The sequence below is a fragment of the Brevibacterium pityocampae genome, assembly GCF_039541555.1.
GTDB classification, from domain to species: Bacteria; Actinomycetota; Actinomycetes; order Actinomycetales; family Brevibacteriaceae; genus Brevibacterium; species Brevibacterium pityocampae.
The window spans coordinates 205,810-223,740 of the sequence record NZ_BAABGL010000002.1; the positions used below are offsets into that span (position 1 = coordinate 205,810).

General features: G+C 70.3%; 17 protein-coding genes. 8 read left to right on the forward strand and 9 right to left on the reverse strand.

Going from position 1 to position 17,931, the window contains the following annotated elements:
• The first annotated feature begins 1 nt into the window (after window position 1).
• The gene (locus tag ABD883_RS01255; RefSeq protein WP_345029218.1) at window positions 2-916 is read left to right on the forward strand and encodes a LysR family transcriptional regulator; all 915 of its coding nucleotides are present in this window, start codon (window positions 2-4) and stop codon (window positions 914-916) included.
• Window positions 917-1,019: 103 nt separating this feature from the next.
• Here the strand turns inward: ABD883_RS01255 and ABD883_RS01260 are convergent, their stop codons facing one another.
• The gene (locus ABD883_RS01260) at window positions 1,020-2,333 is read right to left on the reverse strand and encodes a magnesium and cobalt transport protein CorA (RefSeq protein WP_345029219.1); all 1,314 of its coding nucleotides are present in this window, start codon (window positions 2,331-2,333) and stop codon (window positions 1,020-1,022) included.
• A 115-nt stretch (window positions 2,334-2,448) separates the two neighbouring features.
• Here ABD883_RS01260 and ABD883_RS01265 point away from each other — a divergent pair, with 115 nt between their 5' ends.
• Complete coding sequence (locus ABD883_RS01265) at window positions 2,449-2,910, forward strand: isochorismatase family protein (protein WP_247424120.1); 462 nt, start codon at window positions 2,449-2,451, stop codon at window positions 2,908-2,910.
• 121 nt (window positions 2,911-3,031) lie between these two features.
• Here ABD883_RS01265 and ABD883_RS01270 read toward each other — a convergent pair whose 3' ends face one another.
• The 5 genes from ABD883_RS01270 to ABD883_RS01290 all read right to left on the reverse strand — a co-directional run bounded on the left by ABD883_RS01270 (window position 3,032) and on the right by ABD883_RS01290 (window position 8,502).
• Entirely contained in the window at window positions 3,032-3,220 is a 189-nt protein-coding gene (locus ABD883_RS01270) for a hypothetical protein (RefSeq protein ID WP_345029222.1), read from the reverse strand.
• Complete coding sequence (locus ABD883_RS01275; protein ID WP_345029225.1) at window positions 3,220-4,722, reverse strand: HNH endonuclease signature motif containing protein; 1,503 nt, start codon at window positions 4,720-4,722, stop codon at window positions 3,220-3,222. The genes ABD883_RS01270 and ABD883_RS01275 overlap by 1 nt, the downstream gene beginning before the upstream one ends.
• A gap of 254 nt (window positions 4,723-4,976) precedes the next feature.
• A complete protein-coding gene (locus ABD883_RS01280; protein ID WP_345029227.1) occupies window positions 4,977-5,987 on the reverse strand; it encodes a glycine betaine ABC transporter substrate-binding protein in 1,011 nt (336 codons plus the stop codon).
• A gap of 106 nt (window positions 5,988-6,093) precedes the next feature.
• Window positions 6,094-6,957 (reverse strand): ABC transporter permease, encoded by an 864-nt coding sequence (locus tag ABD883_RS01285; RefSeq protein ID WP_137318628.1) that lies wholly within the window; start codon window positions 6,955-6,957, stop codon window positions 6,094-6,096.
• Window positions 6,958-6,960: 3 nt separating this feature from the next.
• Complete coding sequence (locus ABD883_RS01290; protein WP_345029229.1) at window positions 6,961-8,502, reverse strand: betaine/proline/choline family ABC transporter ATP-binding protein; 1,542 nt, start codon at window positions 8,500-8,502, stop codon at window positions 6,961-6,963.
• A gap of 520 nt (window positions 8,503-9,022) precedes the next feature.
• On the opposite strand from ABD883_RS01290, the gene ABD883_RS01295 reads away from it, so the two are divergent.
• The 6 genes from ABD883_RS01295 (at window position 9,023) to ABD883_RS01320 (ending at window position 13,837) form a co-directional block, all read left to right on the forward strand.
• Window positions 9,023-9,619, forward strand: a complete 597-nt coding sequence (locus ABD883_RS01295; RefSeq protein ID WP_345029231.1) for a hypothetical protein — start codon at window positions 9,023-9,025, stop codon at window positions 9,617-9,619.
• 359 nt (window positions 9,620-9,978) lie between these two features.
• Window positions 9,979-10,659 (forward strand): copper chaperone PCu(A)C, encoded by a 681-nt coding sequence (locus tag ABD883_RS01300; protein ID WP_295688527.1) that lies wholly within the window; start codon window positions 9,979-9,981, stop codon window positions 10,657-10,659.
• Window positions 10,660-10,881: 222 nt separating this feature from the next.
• Complete coding sequence (locus ABD883_RS01305) at window positions 10,882-12,186, forward strand: Dyp-type peroxidase (RefSeq protein WP_345029234.1); 1,305 nt, start codon at window positions 10,882-10,884, stop codon at window positions 12,184-12,186.
• Window positions 12,187-12,217: 31 nt separating this feature from the next.
• Window positions 12,218-12,988 carry a type I 3-dehydroquinate dehydratase gene (aroD, locus tag ABD883_RS01310; RefSeq protein ID WP_295688523.1) on the forward strand — a complete coding sequence of 257 codons (771 nt, stop codon included), beginning with the start codon at window positions 12,218-12,220 and terminating at the stop codon, window positions 12,986-12,988.
• 63 nt (window positions 12,989-13,051) lie between these two features.
• The gene (locus ABD883_RS01315; protein WP_295688521.1) at window positions 13,052-13,201 is read left to right on the forward strand and encodes a hypothetical protein; all 150 of its coding nucleotides are present in this window, start codon (window positions 13,052-13,054) and stop codon (window positions 13,199-13,201) included.
• Window positions 13,202-13,837: a 2-keto-4-pentenoate hydratase gene (locus tag ABD883_RS01320; RefSeq protein WP_295688519.1), complete on the forward strand. Its 636-nt coding sequence runs from the start codon at window positions 13,202-13,204 to the stop codon at window positions 13,835-13,837.
• Between the two features lie 144 nt (window positions 13,838-13,981).
• Here the strand turns inward: ABD883_RS01320 and ABD883_RS01325 are convergent, their stop codons facing one another.
• The 3 genes from ABD883_RS01325 to ABD883_RS01335 all read right to left on the reverse strand — a co-directional run bounded on the left by ABD883_RS01325 (window position 13,982) and on the right by ABD883_RS01335 (window position 17,922).
• The gene (locus ABD883_RS01325) at window positions 13,982-16,342 is read right to left on the reverse strand and encodes a (Fe-S)-binding protein (protein WP_295688518.1); all 2,361 of its coding nucleotides are present in this window, start codon (window positions 16,340-16,342) and stop codon (window positions 13,982-13,984) included.
• Between the two features lie 253 nt (window positions 16,343-16,595).
• Entirely contained in the window at window positions 16,596-16,910 is a 315-nt protein-coding gene (locus ABD883_RS01330; RefSeq protein ID WP_137318636.1) for a DUF4235 domain-containing protein, read from the reverse strand.
• Window positions 16,911-17,037: 127 nt separating this feature from the next.
• Window positions 17,038-17,922 (reverse strand): aminodeoxychorismate lyase, encoded by an 885-nt coding sequence (locus ABD883_RS01335; protein WP_295688516.1) that lies wholly within the window; start codon window positions 17,920-17,922, stop codon window positions 17,038-17,040.
• Between the last annotated feature and the right edge of the window lie 9 nt (window positions 17,923-17,931).

Consider the following 17,931-nt stretch of genomic DNA (forward strand, 5'->3'; position numbering starts at 1 on the left):
GATGATCGATCATCGGCTCACCGTGCTCCGCACCTTCGCCGCCTGCGGGTCGGTGACGGCTGCCGCCGAGGCACTCGACTACTCCCCGTCGGCAGTGTCCGCCCAGCTCAGAGGGCTGCAGGCGGATCTCGGACTGCGACTCGTCGACAAGGACGGACGCGGGCTGAGGCTCACCTCGGCCGGCAGGCGGCTCGTCGAGGAGTCCGACGGCCTGTTCACGCACTGGGAGGGCGTGCGTGCAGCCCTCGCCGCGGATGGCGGAGCGGAGGCGGAGCAGCTGCGGCTCGGCGGCATGTCGACAGCTACGGCGGCCCTGCTCGCGCCGGTCGCAGTGCGGCTGCGGGCCGAGGCCCCCGGTTTGGGGATCTCCATCGTCGAGGCGGACCCGCAGCGCTGCTTCGACCTCCTGCTGGCCGACCGCCTCGACCTGGCGATCGTCGTGTCGATGCAGGCCAGCGCCGGGGCCGGCGATCCCCGCTACGAGCGGATCGCGCTCCTCGATGATCCGCTCGACATCATGCTGCCGGCGGACCACCGCCTGGCCGGGCGGGAGTCGATCTCCCTCGAGGAGGTCGGTGAGGAGCCGTGGATCGCGGCGCGACCGGGGACTCCGTACCGAGCCCTGTTCATCGCGGCATTCACGGCCGCCGGGACGACACCCCGGGTGGCGCACGAGGTCGCTGAGTGGGACACCGAGGCGACGCTCATCGAGAAGGGTCTGGGGATCGGGCTGGTCCCGCGGCTGGCGCGGATCTCGAGCGACTACCGGGTGGTCCGGGTCCCCGTCGCCGGCCCGGCGGCACCCCACCGACGGGTGGTCGCCGCGATCCGTCGGGGTGCGCGGGAGCGTCCGCTCATCGCACGCACGGTGGATGCCCTCCGTGAGCAGACGCGGGACGGGCTCGGCTACCGGTGAGACGGGGCGCACGGCGCCGTCGGTAGGTTAGCGTCGCCGCTAGGTTAGCGCCGCCGGAAGGTCCGCGCCGTCGCGCGGCAGTCGTCGACGGGCGGGCCGGTGCTCAGAGCCAGTCGACGCGTTTGAAGATGACATAGAAGATCGCGCAGCCGGCCACCATGATCGCGAGCGAGAACGGGTATCCCATGAGCCAGTGGAGCTCCGGCATGTGCTGGAAGTTCATGCCGTAGACGCCGGCGACGAGGGACGGGAAGAAGAGGATGCCGGCCCACGCCGAGATCTTCTTCATGTGCTCGTTCTGGGTGATCGAGAGCTCGTTCATGCGGCGCATGTCCTCGTTCTGGCGCTCGGAGATCAGGGTCGAGTTTACCGTGAAGATCTCCCGGAGGAGCTGGCGGAGCCGCTCGATGCGCTCGGTGGCGCTGTGGACGTGGTCGGCGACGTCGCGCAGCCCGCGGGCGAGGTCCGGAGGAGCGGTGTGCTGCTCGAGGACGGTGGAGACGGCGGACATGAGCGGGGACAGGGGACTCACCGCGCGCTCGAGCTCGATGAGCTCGCGGGACAGCCGGTACACCTGCTGAGAGGGGATGGGGCCGGTGCCGAAGAGCTGCTCCTCGAGACCGTCCGCGCGATCCTCGAGGGAGATGAGCAGAGGGTCGTAGTCGTCGACCACCCGGTCCATGATCCGGTAGAGCGCGGAGAACTGGGCGTGGTCGAGGAAGCGCGGGTCGTCCTCGAACACGGTCCTCACGGCGTCGATGTCGAAGGCGGGAGTGTGCCGGACGACGATGATGAAGTCGGTGCCGAGGAAGATGTGGAGCTCGCCGATCACGACCTCGGTGATCTCGGCCTCCTCCGGGGCTGTGCGGTCGAGCCCTGCGGCGTCGGCTTCCGCGGCCTCCGGGGTGTGCGGGGCCCGCGGGGCGGCGTGCGCGGTCGTCAGGGCGGCTGACGACCGGGGCTCGGCGGGGCCGGAGTCGACAGCGGGCGCCTCGGCGAACCGGTTCAGGAGGGAGTGCTCAGGCCGGCGTCCGGGCCGAGGCGCCGCCGGGCGCAGGACCATGAAGTCGGTGGAGCCGTAGCGTTCGTACTTGGGGCGCTGATGGGCTTCTACGGCGTCCTCGACGGCCAGCGGGTGGAGGTCGAAGCGTGCGGCGAGCTCGGCGAGCTCGGCGTCGGTGGGTCGGAGCATGTCGATCCACAGGAACGGCGGGGCGTCGGGGTTGGCGGGTGCCGCGGCGAGCGCATCGGCGGCCTCGGTGATCGTGGAGAGGTGAGTCGAGTCCTCGCCGTCGGTGTAGAGGACGAAGGTGCCGGAGGTCGAGGCGGTGTCGGGGCGTCGAGGTGACTCTCCCGGCGCGGAGCCGCCCGGCATTCCGCCGGGACCGGGAGGCGCCTCGTCGCTCGGGTCGGACATCCTGTGCCTCCTCGTGTGCCGCCCGGTCGAGCGTGGATCCGCGTGTCCGCCGCCCCGGGATGGGGCCGAATGTCCGCGCCGATCGGGTGATGCCTCACTATGGCATGCTAATCCCATGGACGCACTCATGGTGATGAACACGGAGGAGACGCGCGCGGAGGCGACGGGCATCACCGAGGTCATCGCTGATCTGATCTCCCGTGCACGGGCCACCGGCGGGGTCGTGGCGTTCGTGTCGGCACCCGTGGCGCCGGGCGCCCCGGAGCTGCCGGAGTCGGTGTTCGAGGTCGGGGACGACCTGGGCCTGGTGTCGGAGTCCGCCGACGCATTCGACGGCGTCGATGATCTGGCGGCGGGTCTCCATGACCTCGCGGTCGACCGGATCATCATCGGCGGCGTCGACGTCCAGGAGGCCATCCGTCACACCGCGATGGCGGCGCTGGCGTGCAACTTCGATGTGATCGTCCTCGCCGATGGCACCCGCGATCTTTCCGGTACGCCGGTCGAGTGGCTCTCCGACGCCGAGGAGTCCGGCGCGATGATCAAGGACGTCGCCGACGTCTGGCTGCGGATGTGACGCTCTGTCTCCTTGAGCGACCGGCCCGCGCTTTGAGCGACCGCACGCGCTCAGGACTGAGTGACACCCGCTCTCAGATCTGAGGGACCGCACGCGCACAGAGCTGAGCGACCCCACGCTCTCAGAACGGCGGCACATCGTCGTCCCATGATCGTCGGCGTGCTTCCTCTCTGCCGTTCGCTCCGGACGGGGTGCTGACGAGTGCGGCGGGGAGCTCGAGGAGCCGAGCGCGGAAGCGGGAGTGGAAGACCGGTTCGCGGAAGGCATCGAGATATCCCGGCGGGCGCCAGGCGGGCAGCCCGTCGATCATCACGGCCTCCCAGCCCCATCGCTCGTGCTGGTGGTGGTGGAAGGCGCAGACGAGGGTGAGAGGTTCTCGGTGTCGGTCGGCCCTCCGCGGGCGTGGGGAACGATGTGGTGGGCGTCGCACCAGCCGGCGGGCATGTCGCAGTCGGGGAAGGTGCACCCGTGGTCGCGTGCGGTGAGGCAGACCATCTGCTTCTTGTTCGCGAAGCGGTTCTCGGTGCGCATCTCGACCTTCTCGGTGCCCGGCTTGGTCGAGTGGTAGAAGAATTGACCGCCGGCTGACAGCGCGAGCAGATCCTCGAGCCGGATCGGGGTCCCGGCCTGGGTCTCGACCTCTCCGCGGCCCCGGGCCATCTGCTCTGCTGTCGCGCTGACGATGAGAGCGAACCCGGGGCCGTACTGCGTGCGATCACGGGCGACGGAGGTCATGAGCTGTGAGAAGCGCTCGTGCCGGCGGACGCCGTCGGGGCGGCGATCAGGCTCCACATGATGATGGGCCGGCTCTCCGTCCCGCGTGACACCCGTGGCCGATGGAGTGAGGAAGCTCCATCCGGCGGGTGAATCTGCTGCTTCTGCTGTGCGCGGAGGGATGTCTGCGGTCGTTCCGTCACCACCGCTCGGGGGTGAGGCTCCGTCACCACCGCTCGGGGGTGAGGTTTCGCAGGAGCCCGCGTCAATCGATCCTGGCGTGCCTGATCGCGGATCCCCTGAGCGCTGGTCCGCGCGGTCGGCGGACCGGTCGGTGAGCAGTGCGTGCAGGGCGGTGCCGGTCGCGGGAGTGAGCAGTCCGGTGAGCGACCAGTCGCCGTTCTTCCGCGAGGACAGCGTCACGTGGTAGCGGTCGGGGTGCGTGCGCTCGCTCGGCATCTCCCCATCCGGATCGAGGCGATCGAGCACCCGTCGGTTGAGGGTGGGGATGTCGGCGACCTGCACCGTGTTGAGGTTCTCGGCGAACAGCCGGTCGATCGTCGGAGCTTCGGCTTCCCACACCGTCGACGGCAGTTCGTGTGCGACCCGGGCGGCACCGGTGACCTGGCAGGCGGAGAAGGTGCCGGAGTGGATGCCTTCGGCGAGTGCGGGCATCTCCGGTTCCATGCTCTCCCCGGTCAGGCTCGTACGCGAACCGACTGCCTCCGACAGTCGCAGCCGCCTCTGCGCCTCCCCGCCGGAGATGCGCAGCTTCTCCCGCAGCAGCGAGCGAGTGCTGCGCGCGCCATAGGCAGCGGTATCGGATTCACGGGAGAACTGGGCGGTGAGTTCGGCCGACAGGCCATCGAGGCGGCGACGCAGGTCCTCGATCCCACGCAGACCGGCGAGCATGTCCGACGCGCTGAGGCTGCGGGCGTGCGCCCGGATGTCGGCCGCGAGGCGGGTGATGGCGGTGATCGATTCGAGGACCTCGGGAAAGCCTGCGGTGATCGCGCTGAGGTCCGATTCGGAGACCAGCGCCGGTGAAGGACGCGTGTGGCGGCTGCGGTAGCCCGTGGGCTCATGCACAGTGAGCATCACCGTCGCTTCCTCTACGCATTCCGATCCAATCGTCATCGAATGAATAATGTGTTCGAATCATACGACCATGCTAGCCGATGGAATCGAACAGTGCAAGGGCATATTCGAACAGAGTTTCGCGCGGCAGGATTCATCCACCGGATGCTGTGGAGAGCAGCTGTCGGAACGGCCCTGCACACCAAACGGCCCTGCACACGGAACGGCCCTGCAGCGTGACGCCGCAGGGCCGTTCCTCGTCGGTCGGGTCGGGATCAGCCGGCCATCGAGCCCGACTTCCAGTTCTCGAAGAACTCGGCGTTGTCGCCGGCCCACTCCTCCACGGCACCGTCGAGGTCCTCACCGTTGTAGTTCTCCTCGGAGAACATGACGTTCTCGAGGCTGGAGAGGGCTTCGTCGTCGATGACGAGGTTCTTCAGCAGCTGACCGGCCTTCGGGTGGTCGTCGCTGAATCCGGAGCGGGTGAAGTTGTAGATGAGCTCGGCCTCGCCCATCGCACCCTCGGGATCTTCGAGGTCACGGACCGGGAAGGCGTCGTAGGCCCAGTGCGGACGCCACAGGGTGACGAGGATGTTGTCCCCGCTGTCGGTCGCCTTCTTGAGTTCCGAGAGCATCGCCGGGGTCGACGACACGATGAACTCGTAGTCCTCGAGGCCGTACGTCGGGATGGCGGACTCCTCGGTGGTCTTCGTCAGGCCTGCGCCCGCCTCGATGCCGACGATCCGGTTGCCGTACTCGTCGCCCATCTCCGCGAGGTCGGCGATCGACTGGGCCGGCGAGTCCTCGTTCACGGCGAGCGTGAGCTTGGCGTTGTCGTACCAGCACCCGTGCGCCTCGATGTCCTCGCTGTACTGCTCGAGGTAGTCGGCGTGGGTCAGGGGCAGCCAGCCGTCGAGGATGACGTCGATGTCGCCCTCGGCGAGGCCGGTGTAGCCCGGCCCGGCCTGGAACGACTGGACGTCGGCGGTGTAGCCGTCCTGTTCGAGGAGGTACTTGTAGAGGTGGGCCGCGGCGAAGGACTCGTCCCAGCCGTCGAAGGCGCCGATGGTGATGTCGGTGTCCGAATCGGCTTCCATCGAGCTGGTGTCCGCGGACTCCTCACCCGGAGTGCAGTCGGACCAGTCGACCTCGGAGCCGCCGCCGGCGGCGGTCTCGTCTCCGCCTCCTCCGGAATTTCCGCCCTCGTTCGAGACGCCGCAGGCGGTGAGTGCGAGCACGGAGGCGGCGAGGACGCCGCCGACCTTGGACATCGTGGTGAGTTTCATGGTTCCTCCTCGGTGGATCGGATGCTGGTATCGGAAGATGGTCAGTGCGATGGGGCTGAAGAGCCGCGCAGCGAGCACCGGGGTCGGCGCCCGTGCCCGGGTCGAGTCATGCGGATCGAGCCCGCTCGAGGGCGGAGCGGTTGCCGAGCGCGGCGGTGACACGGTCGAGGTAGACGGCGATGATGACGACGGCGAGCCCGGCCTCGACACCGAGAGCGATGTTGAGCGAGCTGATCGAGGAGATCACCGCACCGCCGAGGCCCTGCGCTCCGGCCATGCCGGCGAGGACGACCATCGACAGGGCGAGCATGATCACCTGATTGATGCCCGCCATGATCGTCGGCATCGCCAGGGGCAGCTGGATCCGGGAGAGGATGTGCCCGTCCGAGGCGCCGAACGCCTGTCCGGCCTCGACGACCTCGGGATCGACCTGGCGGATCGCCAGCTCGGTGAGGCGCACTCCCGGGGGCAGCGCGAAGATGATCGTGGCGATCGCTCCCGGGACCTGGCCGATGCCGAAGATCACGATGATCGGCACGAGGTAGGCGAGTGCCGGCATCGACTGCATGAAGTCGAGGACCGGCTTGAGGATCGTCGAGACGATGTCCGACTTGGCGGCGAGGATGCCGAGCGGGATCGAGATCGCGACTGCGATGAGGACGGCGACGATGACGAGAGCGAGCGTCGACATCGAGTTGGTCCACTGGTCGAGCGCGCGGATCAGATAGAAGCCGACGAGGGTGAAGACGGCGAGCTTCCAGCCGCTCGCGAGCCAGGCCAGTGCGGCGAGGACGACGATCATGATGAGGTACACCGGCGAGCTCAGCGCCCAGAAGAAGAAGTCGTAGAGACCGCCGAGCACGGTGGAGAGGAGGCTCAGCAGGAGGCTGAAGGTCTCGGTGGACCAATCGATGAAGCTCTCGATCCACTGACCGAACGGGATGCGCGGGTTGAAGAAATCGAACTCCATGGCTCAGACTCCCTTCTCGTCGGTGGGTGCGGGGGCATCGGGGCCGGTCGGGGGCTCCGCTTCGGGAGACTCGCCGCCGAATGCGGACGCGCCGGCCGACTCCGGGGGAGTGAAGACGAAGGGGGCGGTGCCGCCGATCGGTGAGGCCGCTCCCGGTCGTCCGGCATCGTCGATGTCGTTCGGCCTCTCGCCCGAGACGCCCTCTGGGGCGGAGTCGGATGCATAGTCGACTGCGGATGCGCCGCCGACCGCGGAAGCACCGGCGGGATCGCCGGCGGTCGGCCGACTCGCGACCACCTCATCAGCCTCCGCCTGCTGGCCGGTGTCGCTGTCGGACAGCCGGGTGATCGGCAGTTCGCCGGTCGACGGGCTGACGCTCGCCATCGAGTTGAGCAGCGCGATGCGCGGGACGACGCCGATGAGACGGTCCTGTTCGTCGACCACGGCCAGCGGCACGGGGGAGGAGGAGCTCTGGGCGAACAGCTCCGACATCGGGGCCTCGGGTCGCACAGTGAGGACGTTCTCCGTGGTGATGACGCTGCGGAGGTCCTTGGCGCCCTCGCGCGAGGCGTTGACGGCGGCCCGGTCGCTGATCTGGCCGACGAGCCGCCGGTCGCGGGTGGTGACGAGCAGGCCCGAGGTCTTGACGTCCTCCATCATCCGGATCGCCATGCGCGGCCCGGCGGTGTCGGTGATGACCGCGGTCGGCCTCTGCATGATCGACGAGGCGGTGAGCACACGGGTGCGGTCGACGTCCTGGACGAAGCTCGCGACGTACTCATCGGTCGGGTCGGTGAGGATGTCCTCGGCCGTGCCGATCTGCACGATGCGGCCGTCGCGCATGACCGCGATCCGGTCGCCCAGGTACATCGCCTCGTTGAGGTCGTGGGTGATGAAGATGATCGTCTTGTTGAGGGTCGACTGGAGCTCGACGAGCTGGTCCTGCATCTCGCGCCGGATGAGCGGGTCGAGTGCGGAGAACGCCTCGTCCATGAGGAGGATGTCGGTCTCCGCGGCGAGCGCGCGCGCCAGGCCGACGCGCTGCTGCATGCCGCCGGAGAGCTGGCCGGGATACTTGTCGCCCCAGCCGCCGAGCCCGACGACCTGGAGCCAGTGGTCGGCGCGCTCGAGCCGGTGCGTCTTCGAGACCTGCTTGATCTCGAGCGCGTATGCCGCGTTCTCCCGCACCGTGCGGTGGGGCAGGAGCGCGAAGTGCTGGAACACCATTGCGATGTTGTCGCTGCGGAGCTTGCGCAGCTGGCCGGAGCTCATCCGTGAGATGTCCTGACCGGCGACCTCCACGGTGCCGGCGGTGGGGGCCCACAGGCCGTTGATCATCCGGATGAGAGTCGACTTGCCGGAGCCGGAGAGGCCCATGACGACGAAGCTCTCGCCCTTCTCGACCTCGAAGCTCGCGTCGATGACGGCCGCGGTGCCGAGCCTCCTGAGCTCGTCCCGGGTCTTACCGGCCTTGAGGCCCTGGACGACCTCTTTCCCGTTGCGGCCGAAAACCTTGTAGACGTGGGAGGCGCGGACAGCTGTCACTAGGACGAGTCCTTCCTGTCGGTGCGTGCAGTGGAGCGAGCTCGCCGGTGCCGGCTGCGGGGCCGCTCGGTGCGGCGCTGGGCGTCGCGGACGACCGCGGAAGACGGTGCGAGAAGCGCGTGGGGACCCCGGGTGTGCTCCACCTCTGACTCATCGACCATATCGACCGGCGTCGTCAGGACTGTCTCAGCGAGCGGTCCCATCCCGTGGCCGAGGTGCGAATCTGGCCACTTATGACCTTCTCACCTGGGACGATGCTCGCCAGTGGGGAGTTACGGGATCGTTACTCCCGGCCGGTCGGAAACGGCCCGCGCGATCACAATCCCGAGCCTCTGACCTGGGGAGTCGCCCCCCGACTGCCGTGGCGCGAGGCCGGTTCCCCGGCTGTGCATCCGCACGTGCTCCTCCCGTCGGGATCAGGCACTTCTACGCTTGGTAGAATGGCGCCGACCCGGTGGCGCTGTCGTTCGCTCGCCACCGCGGCCCGCAGGAACGGCGACAGCCAGGAGGAGGCGATCGGATGTCCGGGCACGTGCGCCTGTGGCGATCACTGGCCGCCGCCTCCGGCGCGACGCTCACCGCCCTCGTCTTCCATGCAGGGGCCGGGGGAGCCGGATCCGTGCTCGCCGTCGTCGTCGCCTTCGTCCTCACCCTGTGGGTGGGGGCGATGCTCGCCCGCCGGCGCCTCGGCGTCCTCTCCCTGACCGCCGTCGTCGCGCTCGCCCAGGTGCTCCTCCACGGCACCATGACCGTGTTCTCCGCAGGCCCGATCGAGGTGCGCAGCATGCACTCGGGTGCGGAACTGCTCGTGCTCGGCACCGCGGACAGCGCGGCCCACGCCGCCCACACGGCGGGCGCCGGGACCGGTTCGGCGATGCTGCTTGCCCACCTGTGCGCCACCGTCCTCACCGTCGCCTTCCTGCGGCACGGCGAGGGGATGCTGCTCGCACTGTTCGACGAGTTCCTCGCCCCGCTCGCACTCCTCCTCGCTCCGCGTGCCCGGCCCGCGCAGCGCCGTGCGCCCCGCATTCCGCGGTCCCCGCTGGTCATGCGGGTCTCCACGGCGGTCCTCGGCGCGCAGTTCCGCCGGGGGCCCCCGTCGGCGCTCCCTGCCTGACGCCGCCGTCGTCCGGCACAGCGCACCCGCTCGGGTGCTTCATCCCATCCACCGATCGGTCGATCGCTCCGACGCCGAGGTGCACGCACGCTCCCGCTGACCCGCCCCCGCGGCGGCCCGCCGGCCGTGATGGACCGTCGGTCCAGCATTCGGCGCAATCGCCGGCCCAGCCCATGGCCCCGGCCCAACTGATCGCGCGCTCGACGACGGTTCGCCGGCCTTCCCGCCGGTCCGCCCGTCTGCCCAACCGGCCGACCGGCCTTGCGGCTGCCGGCGCGGCACCACGGCGGAGCGCGGCGGTGCCGACTCCTGTCCCCGGTGCCGAGCGGCTCGACCGATCACCCCCAGTAGGACACACCGTGAAGACACCGACCACCACAGCACCGGCCAGAACAGCACTGGCCGCTACAGCACCGACCACCACGACCCGGGCCACCTCGCGAGCAGTCGCTCCAGGGCTCGGCCGAGCGCTCCTCACCGCGACCGCGATCGGCCTGAGCTTGGGCCTCGCCGCCTGCGGTCCGACAGGGAGCTCCGCACCCGGCCCGTCCGAATCCGGCGCTGCGGATCCGACTGCGGGGGCCGCAGCGGACCCCGGCGGCTCCGAGACCGGAGATGCCGCTGCCGAGGCCTCCGACGCAGCGCCCCTCGTCTGGGAGGACGGCTGGGTCAAGGCCGCCGAGGAGGGGATGACCGGTGCCTTCGGCACCCTGCGCAACCCCACCGATTCCGAACTCCGGATCACCGGGGCCGAGAGCGCGGCCGCCGGATCCGCCGAGCTCCACGAGACCGCGAGCGACGACGGAGGGAGCACGATGATGCAGGAGAAGGAGGGCGGGTTCCTCGTTCCCGCCGGCGGCTCCCTCTCCCTGGAGCCCGGCGGCGACCACGTCATGCTCATGGACCTGCAGGAGCCGATCCTCCCCGGCGACGAGGTGACGATCACCCTGCTCACCGCCGGCGGCGAGGTCGAGACGACGGTCGTCGCCAAGGAGTTCACCGGCGCCCAGGAGGAGTACGTGCAGGACCACGGCCACTGACCGGCCGAGGGTGCACCGCGGCCCGGGCGCGAGGTGCCCGGGCCGCGGAGCACCTCGACCCGCTCCTCCTGGGACCGGTTCCTCACCGGTGCTGGGCCGGCTCCGCCCCGGTCCCGTCTCCACCCACCCCGACGCACTGCCCACCATCTCCGCCTACTCCAGCGCACTGCCCACTCCGATGCGCTGCCCATCCACCACCACACACCTCCAGGAGCTGAACCCATGGACATCCGTCGCCGCCACGTCCTCGGCGCCTCGGTCCTCGGTGTCGGCGCCGGGGTCGGCGCCGGTCTCCTCGCACCGCGGGACCCGGCACCGGCACCCGCCGCGCTGCCCGACACCTCCGGCCTCAACGGAGCCCGCCTCGAGCCCTTCCACGCCCGCCACCAGGCCGGGGTCGAGACGATTCCGCAGGCCCACGCCCTCTTCATCGGCATCGATCTCGAGGAGGAGACGACCGCGCGCCGAGCGGTGAGCATGCTGCGGCTGCTCACCGACGACGCCGCGGCCCTCACCCAGGGCCGCGCCCCGCTCGCCGACCCCGAGCCCGAGCTCACGCCGCAGCCGGCCAGGCTCACCGTGACGTTCGGATTCGGCGAGCGACTCGTCGCGCTCGCCGGCCGCCGCCACGTCCCCGACTGGCTGCGACCCCTCGAGGAGTTCACGATCGACCGTCTCGAACCGGAGCGCAGCCGCGGCGACCTGCTCCTGCAGATCTGCGGCGACGATGCGCTCGCCGTCGCGCACGCCGCACGGATGCTGCTCAAGGACGCGCGCGCGTTCGCCGCGGTCGCCTGGTCGCGCACCGCGTTCCGCCGTGCCTACGGGTCCGATCCGACCGGCACCACGCAGCGCAACATGTTCGGCCAGGTCGACGGGACCGCCAATCCGGGCCCCGGTTCCGAGGACTTCGCCCGCCTCGTCTGGGGAGAGAGCACCGGCCGGGCGGATCCGGTGTTCTCCGCCCGCGGCGAGCCGCCTCTCGACCTCGGCGCGGATCATCCCGCCTGGCTGCGCGAGGGCGGCACCACCCTCGTGCTGCGCGACATCGCGATGGACATGGAGACCTGGGACGAGGCGGACCGGCCGGCACGTGAGTTCGCCGTCGGCCGGGACCTCGCCTCCGGCGCGCCGCTCACCGGCACGGACGAGCACGATGTCCCGGACCTCACCGCGGTGGACGCCCGCGGGCTCACGAGGATCTCGCCGGCGAGCCACGTGGCGCGGTCCCGGAACGAGGCGAAGCCGGAGGAGCAGATCTTCCGGCGGGTGTACAACTACCACGGGGTGCCCGAGGCCTCCACGGCAGGCACCGGCCCGTCGGGGTCCCGCCGGGTGAGCACGGCCGGACTGATGTTCGCCTCGTACCAGGCGGACATCGGACGCCAGTTCCTCCCCATCCAGCGCCGGCTCGGCGGCATGGACCTGCTCAACCAGTGGACCACCCCGATCGGTTCGACGGTGTGGGCGATCCCGCCGGGAATCGCGGACGGCGACTACATCGGCAGCCGCCTGTTCGAGGGATGAGACGCCGCGCGGGCGGACTACAGTGGGACGCATGAAGCCCTTGCCCTTCGCGCCCGCGGATGCCTTTCCCGCCGTCATCGTCCCGCTCACCGCACCCACCCCGTCCGCGCTCGGCGAGCAGGCGGCCCGGTGCGCCGAGGGCGTCGACGTCATCGAATGGCGCGTCGACGCCCTCGACGTCCTCCGCGGCGCCGACCACCCGCTCGAGACCCACGAGCTCGAAGGGATCCGCGGCATCGTGCGCGAGGGCTGGGAGGCACTGCGCGCGGCCGCCGACCAGCCCGTCCTCGTCACCGTCCGCACCCGGGGCGAGGGCGGCTTCGCCCCGCTCACGGACGACGCCTACGCCGGGCTCGTGAGCACCTTCATCGAGCTCGCCCCCGCCGCAGTCGACATCGAGTTCCAGCGGCACACCGCCGAGTCGCTCATCGGCCGCGCCCACGACGCCGGGGTGTCCGTGCTGGCGTCCTTCCACGACTTCGAGCACACCCCTCCGGCCGAGCACCTCATGAGCCTCATGACGAAGATGCACCGGGCCGGTGCGGACGTCGCGAAGATCGCCGTCATGCCCGAGCACCGCACCGACGTGCTCGAGGTGCTCAGCGTCGGCGAGCGCGCCCAGGCCACCCTGCCGATCCCGGTCGTCGCGATCTCCATGGGCGAGCTCGGCAAGGCCACCCGCCTCGTCGGCAGCGAGTTCGGCTCCGCGGCCACCTTCGCCGCCGTCGGCGAGATCTCCGCACCCGGCCAGCTCACCGTCCCCCAGGTGCGGGCCGCGCTCGACGCGCTCGGCGCCGACTGACCTCAGCCCCCACCGGCTCCTGCCGGAACAGACCCGCCGGGAGCCGCCCGCCAGGAGGACACCATGCTCGAGGACACCCAGCGCTCCGCACTCGCCTCCGCCCTCGCCGAGGCGCACCGCACCGGGACGCCGATCCCGCAGCCGAGCGCGGCCCACCCCGGCATGGACCTCGACGACGCCTACGCGGTGCAGCGTCTCCAGATCGAGGAGTGAGTGGGATCCGGCTATGCGGTCGTCGGGTACAAGATCGGTCTGACCTCGCGCGCGATGCAGGACCAGTTCGGTGTCCGCGAACCGGACTTCGGGGTGCTCACCCGCAGCGGACTGCTGCTGTCCGGGGCTCCCGTGGACACCGGCCGGTTCATCGCACCGAAGATCGAGCCGGAGATCTCCGTCGTCCTGGGCCAGGATCTCGCCGGGCCCGGCGTCACCGCGCTGCAGGCGCTCGCCGCGATCGACCACGCGCTCGCCTCGCTCGAGATCATCGACTCCCGGGTGGCCGACTGGCGGATCACCGTCGTCGACTCCGTGGCCGACAACGCGAGCTTCGGAGCCGCGGCGTTCGGCACCCGGCGCATCCGCTGGGACGACTTCGATCCGGTCCTCACCGGCTGCGTCCTCGAGGTCGACGGCCGCACCGTCGCCTCGGGTGCCGGCGGTGCGGTCCTCGGCAACCCGCTCAACGCCCTCGTGTGGCTCGCGAACGAGCTCGGTGCACGCGGCACGGTCATGCGTGCCGGCTCCGTCGTCATGCTCGGTTCGGTGTGCGCGGCCGTGCCGGTGGCCGCCGGCCAGGTGGTCCGCGCCGAGTTCGCCGGCCTCGGCGCCGTCACCCTGCCCTTCGAGTAGGAGGCCCCGAGTCGCAGGGGCCGCGCTCCCGCGAGCTCGGGCCGCGGCACCGTTCGTGCCCGGACGCACCGGATCCCCCGTCCGGCCAGCGGTGCAGGCCGTGCGGGGGATCCGGTGATGTGAGCGCGTTCCCGGTCCTGCGGATCAGACGGGAGCGGGCTCCTCGGCGTCGGTGCGACCGCCCTGTCCGCCCTGGCCCCGGCGCACGCCGGCGAGCAGCATCTGCGCGACGTCGAGCACCTCGACGCCCTCCGAGGCGTTGCCCTCGGACTGCTCGGCGGTGAGGCCGTCGGACAGCATGACGCGGCAGAACGGGCAGCCCACGGCGATCTGCTCGGCACCGGTGGCCACGGCCTCCTGCGTGCGGTTGATGTTGATGCGGGAGCCGATGGTCTCCTCCATCCACATCCGCGCACCGCCGGCGCCGCAGCAGAACGACCGCTCCTGGGAGCGCTCCATCTCGCGGTACTCGAGGCCCGGCAGGGAGCCGATGAGCTCGCGCGGCGGGGTGTAGATGCCGTTGTGACGGCCGAGGTAGCACGGGTCGTGGTAGGTCACCGGGGTGCTCACGGTCTCACCGGCGGCCGGGGCGACCGGGGTGAGGCGCTTCTCGCGGACGAGCTTGTTGAGCAGCTGGGTGTGGTGCACGACCTCGAACTTGCCGCCGATCTGCGGGTACTCGTTGGCGATCGTGTTGAAGCAGTGCGCGCACGACACGACGATCTTGCGCGCCTTCATCTCGTTGAGCACCTCGACGTTCGCCTGCGCGAGCATCTGGTAGAGGAACTCGTTGCCGGCGCGGCGGGCCGGGTCGCCGGTGCAGGACTCGCCGTCGCCGAGCACGGCGAAGTCGACGCCCGCGGTGTGGAGCAGCTCCGCGATCGCCTGCGTGGTCTTCATCGCGCGGTCCTCGAAGGCGCCTGCGCAGCCGACCCAGAACAGGTACTCGACCTCGCCGAGGTCCTCGATGTCGGCACCGACCTGCTTGATCTCGAAGTCGAGGTTCTTCGCCCACTCCATGCGCTTGCGCTGGGACATGCCCCACGGGTTCTGCTTGTTCTCGAGGTTCTTGAACAGGCCGGACAGCTCGGTCGGGAAGGCCGACTCGATGAGCACCTGGTAGCGACGCATGTCGACGAAGTGGTCGACGTGCTCGATGTCGACGGGGCACTGCTCGACGCAGGCGCCGCAGGTGGTGCACGACCACAGGGCATCGGGGTCGATGACGCCCATCTCTGCGAGCTCCTCGACGTCCTGGGCGCCGACGAGCGGGCGGACCGCCTCGGTCTGGGCGGCCTGGGACAGGGTGCCGAGCAGGTCGAGGTTCTCGTGCGGGTCGGTGATGCCCTGGTAGGCGGCCATCTCCTTGGCGTGGGCCTTCTTCGCCTTCTTGTCCGCGTCCTCGGGCAGCGGGGCCGGGGGCGTCGCCTCGGCCTTCGCCTGCTCCGCGGCCTTGAGCCACGGCGCCTTGGCGTCGGCGTGGTTGCGGAGGTTGATCATCATGAGCTTGGGGCTCAGGGGCTTCTCCGTGTTCCAGGCCGGGCACTGGCTCTGGCAGCGACCGCACTCGGTGCAGGTCGAGAAGTCGAGCAGGCCCTTCCAGGTGAAGTCCTCGACCTTGCCGACGCCGAGCACGGCGTCCTCGTCCATGTCCTCCATGGCCTCGAGGTCGATCGCCTCGCCCTTGTTCTGCATGGGCTGCAGGGCACCGAGGCTGGTGCGGCCGTCCGCATGGCGCTTGAACCAGATGTTGAAGAACGCGAGGAAGCGGTGCCAGGCGACACCCATGGTCGGGGTGAGGCCGACGGTGACCATCCAGGCGTAGGAGACGAGGATCTTGACGAGCGCGATGACGACGATGAGGGCCTCGACGGCGCCGGTCGACAGGCCGGAGAAGAGCTCGCCGATCCAGAAGGTCAGCGGGAAGTGGAGGAGCAGGTTCTCCTGGCCGGCGCGGCCCTGGAGCACGTACTCGAGGCCGCGGAGCAGGGCGATGCACAGGGCCACCATGAGGATGGTGAACTCGACGTAGTACGCCTGCCAGAAGTTCGAGCCGAAGAAGCGCGACTTGCGATGGAGATCGCGCGGATGGTTCCGCTGCCGGATGATGATGAGCGCGATGATGCCGAGCAGGCCGGTGACGGCGAAGAACTCGGTGATCCACTCGTACGGGAAGAAGTGGCCGATGAGCGGGAGGACCGCGTGCGGGTCGAACAGCTGCATCGTGGCCTGGGCGAGCGTGAGGACGAGCACGCCGAAGGAGATCATCGTGAACCAGTGGGCGATCGCGACGATCGGGAGGCGGGCCATGCGGGTGTGGCCGAGGAACTCCTTGATCAGGGTTCCGGTGCGCTTCCCCGGCTCGGAGGTCCGCTCCCCGGCGGCGGTCGGGGCGCCGAGCTTGAAGAAGCCGACGAACTTCCCGACCCGGGTCAGGAAGAACGACCAGCCGACGATGGTCGCGCCGACGCCGATGATGATCGCGAGGATCTGCAGGGCGTGCATGAGTGAACCTCCCAGGTGGCCCGAGGGGAAGTCGGGCGCGGATACAGTTGTGCGGCAATTCTACTGAACTGCTCAGCCTACTGTAACCGGGGCCTGAACGATTGATCAGAATCGCCCATGACCTGGACACATGCGCGGGAAGCGCCCGGTGTCGGAGCTGTGCCGGAGGAGGACTCCGGGATGGTGCGGCGGAGCGGATGCCCGGAGCGCGCGGGTGAGTGGCCCACGCGCTCCGGGCATCCGCCGGTGCGGCTCAGCCGCGCTCGTCGTCCTTGCTCACGCGCGCGGCGCTCTGGAGCTTCTTGGGCAGGGCGGTCTCGCCCCAGTTGTTGCGCACGGTGGTCGCGGCGGCGCGCTGCACGACGAGCTGCACCACGGCCATGCCGACGCCGGAGACGATCGTCCAGGCGAGTGCCTCGCCGAGCCCGATCTCGTCGTCCTGCGTGTTGATCGGCACCGGCTTGTGGGTGGTCTTCTCCCAGACCAGGCCGAGGGTCTTGCGCGCGGCCATGGCGGCGAGTGCCGCACCGCCGACGCCGATGATCTGCCAAGCGATCTTTCCGCCCATGCGAGTGGTCTCCTCAGAAGTCGAATCGGGTGTGTCGGGTCCAGCCTAGTCCGAAGGCGCGGGATCCGGTGCGGTGCGTGCGCAGGTTCCGGGGTGCGTGCCCGGGTGCGGCGCGCGGCTCCGGGTCTCAGCCGCCGAGCACCCAGGCGAGCATCTGCTCCGAGAGCTCCGGGTCGCGCCGCAGCTCCTCCCCATCGAGGGTGTTGAGCGGCACGCTGATGCGGGCCGAGGAGGTGAGCCAGACGCCGTCGGCAGCGGTGAGGTCGTCGACGGTGAGGTCGGTGTAGGAGCACAGGAGGCCCGCCTCGGCCGCGTGGGCGAAGATCGTCTGCTGGGTGGTGCCGTGGAGCAGCCCGGCCTTGGGGTCGGGGGTGAGGAGTTCGCCGCCGCGGCGGATCACGACGTTCGCGGTGGGGCCCTCGAGCACCCGGCCGTCGTGGGAGAGGAAGATGACGTCGTCGACGCCCTGGGACGCCGCCCAGCGCGCGGCGGCCTGGTTCGTCGCATAGGACAGCGTCTTGGCGCCGATGAGCATCCACGGCGCCGACTGCCCGACGTAGGCCGGGAACCCCTTGTCGAGGGTGATGACGTCGATCCCGTGCGCGCGCTGCCCGGGGTACTTCGCGTCGAGGGGGATCGACAGCACCCAGCCCGAGGCCTCGGCCAGGCCGCGGCTCATGCTGTAGCGGACGGTGAACGCCTCGTCGTCGCCGCGCCGCTCCCGATGGTCGGCGATGACCGCGTCGAGCGCGGCGTGCCAGAGCGTCGGGTCCGGTGCGGGCAGGTCGAGCATCGCGGCCGAGGCGCGGAACCGGGAGAAGTGGAGCTCGCGCGCGTGGAGGTGGTCGGCGCCGGCGAGCCGGGTGACGAGCACGGTCTCGAAGATGCCGTCGCCGCGGTGCGGGGCGAGGTCGTCGACCCGCAGGTGCGGGGCGCGGGGGTCGACGAGGCGGAACTCCGCGCCGGCGAGGTCGATGAGCGCGAGCGAGTCGGACACGGGGGCAGCTGACATGAGGCTCAT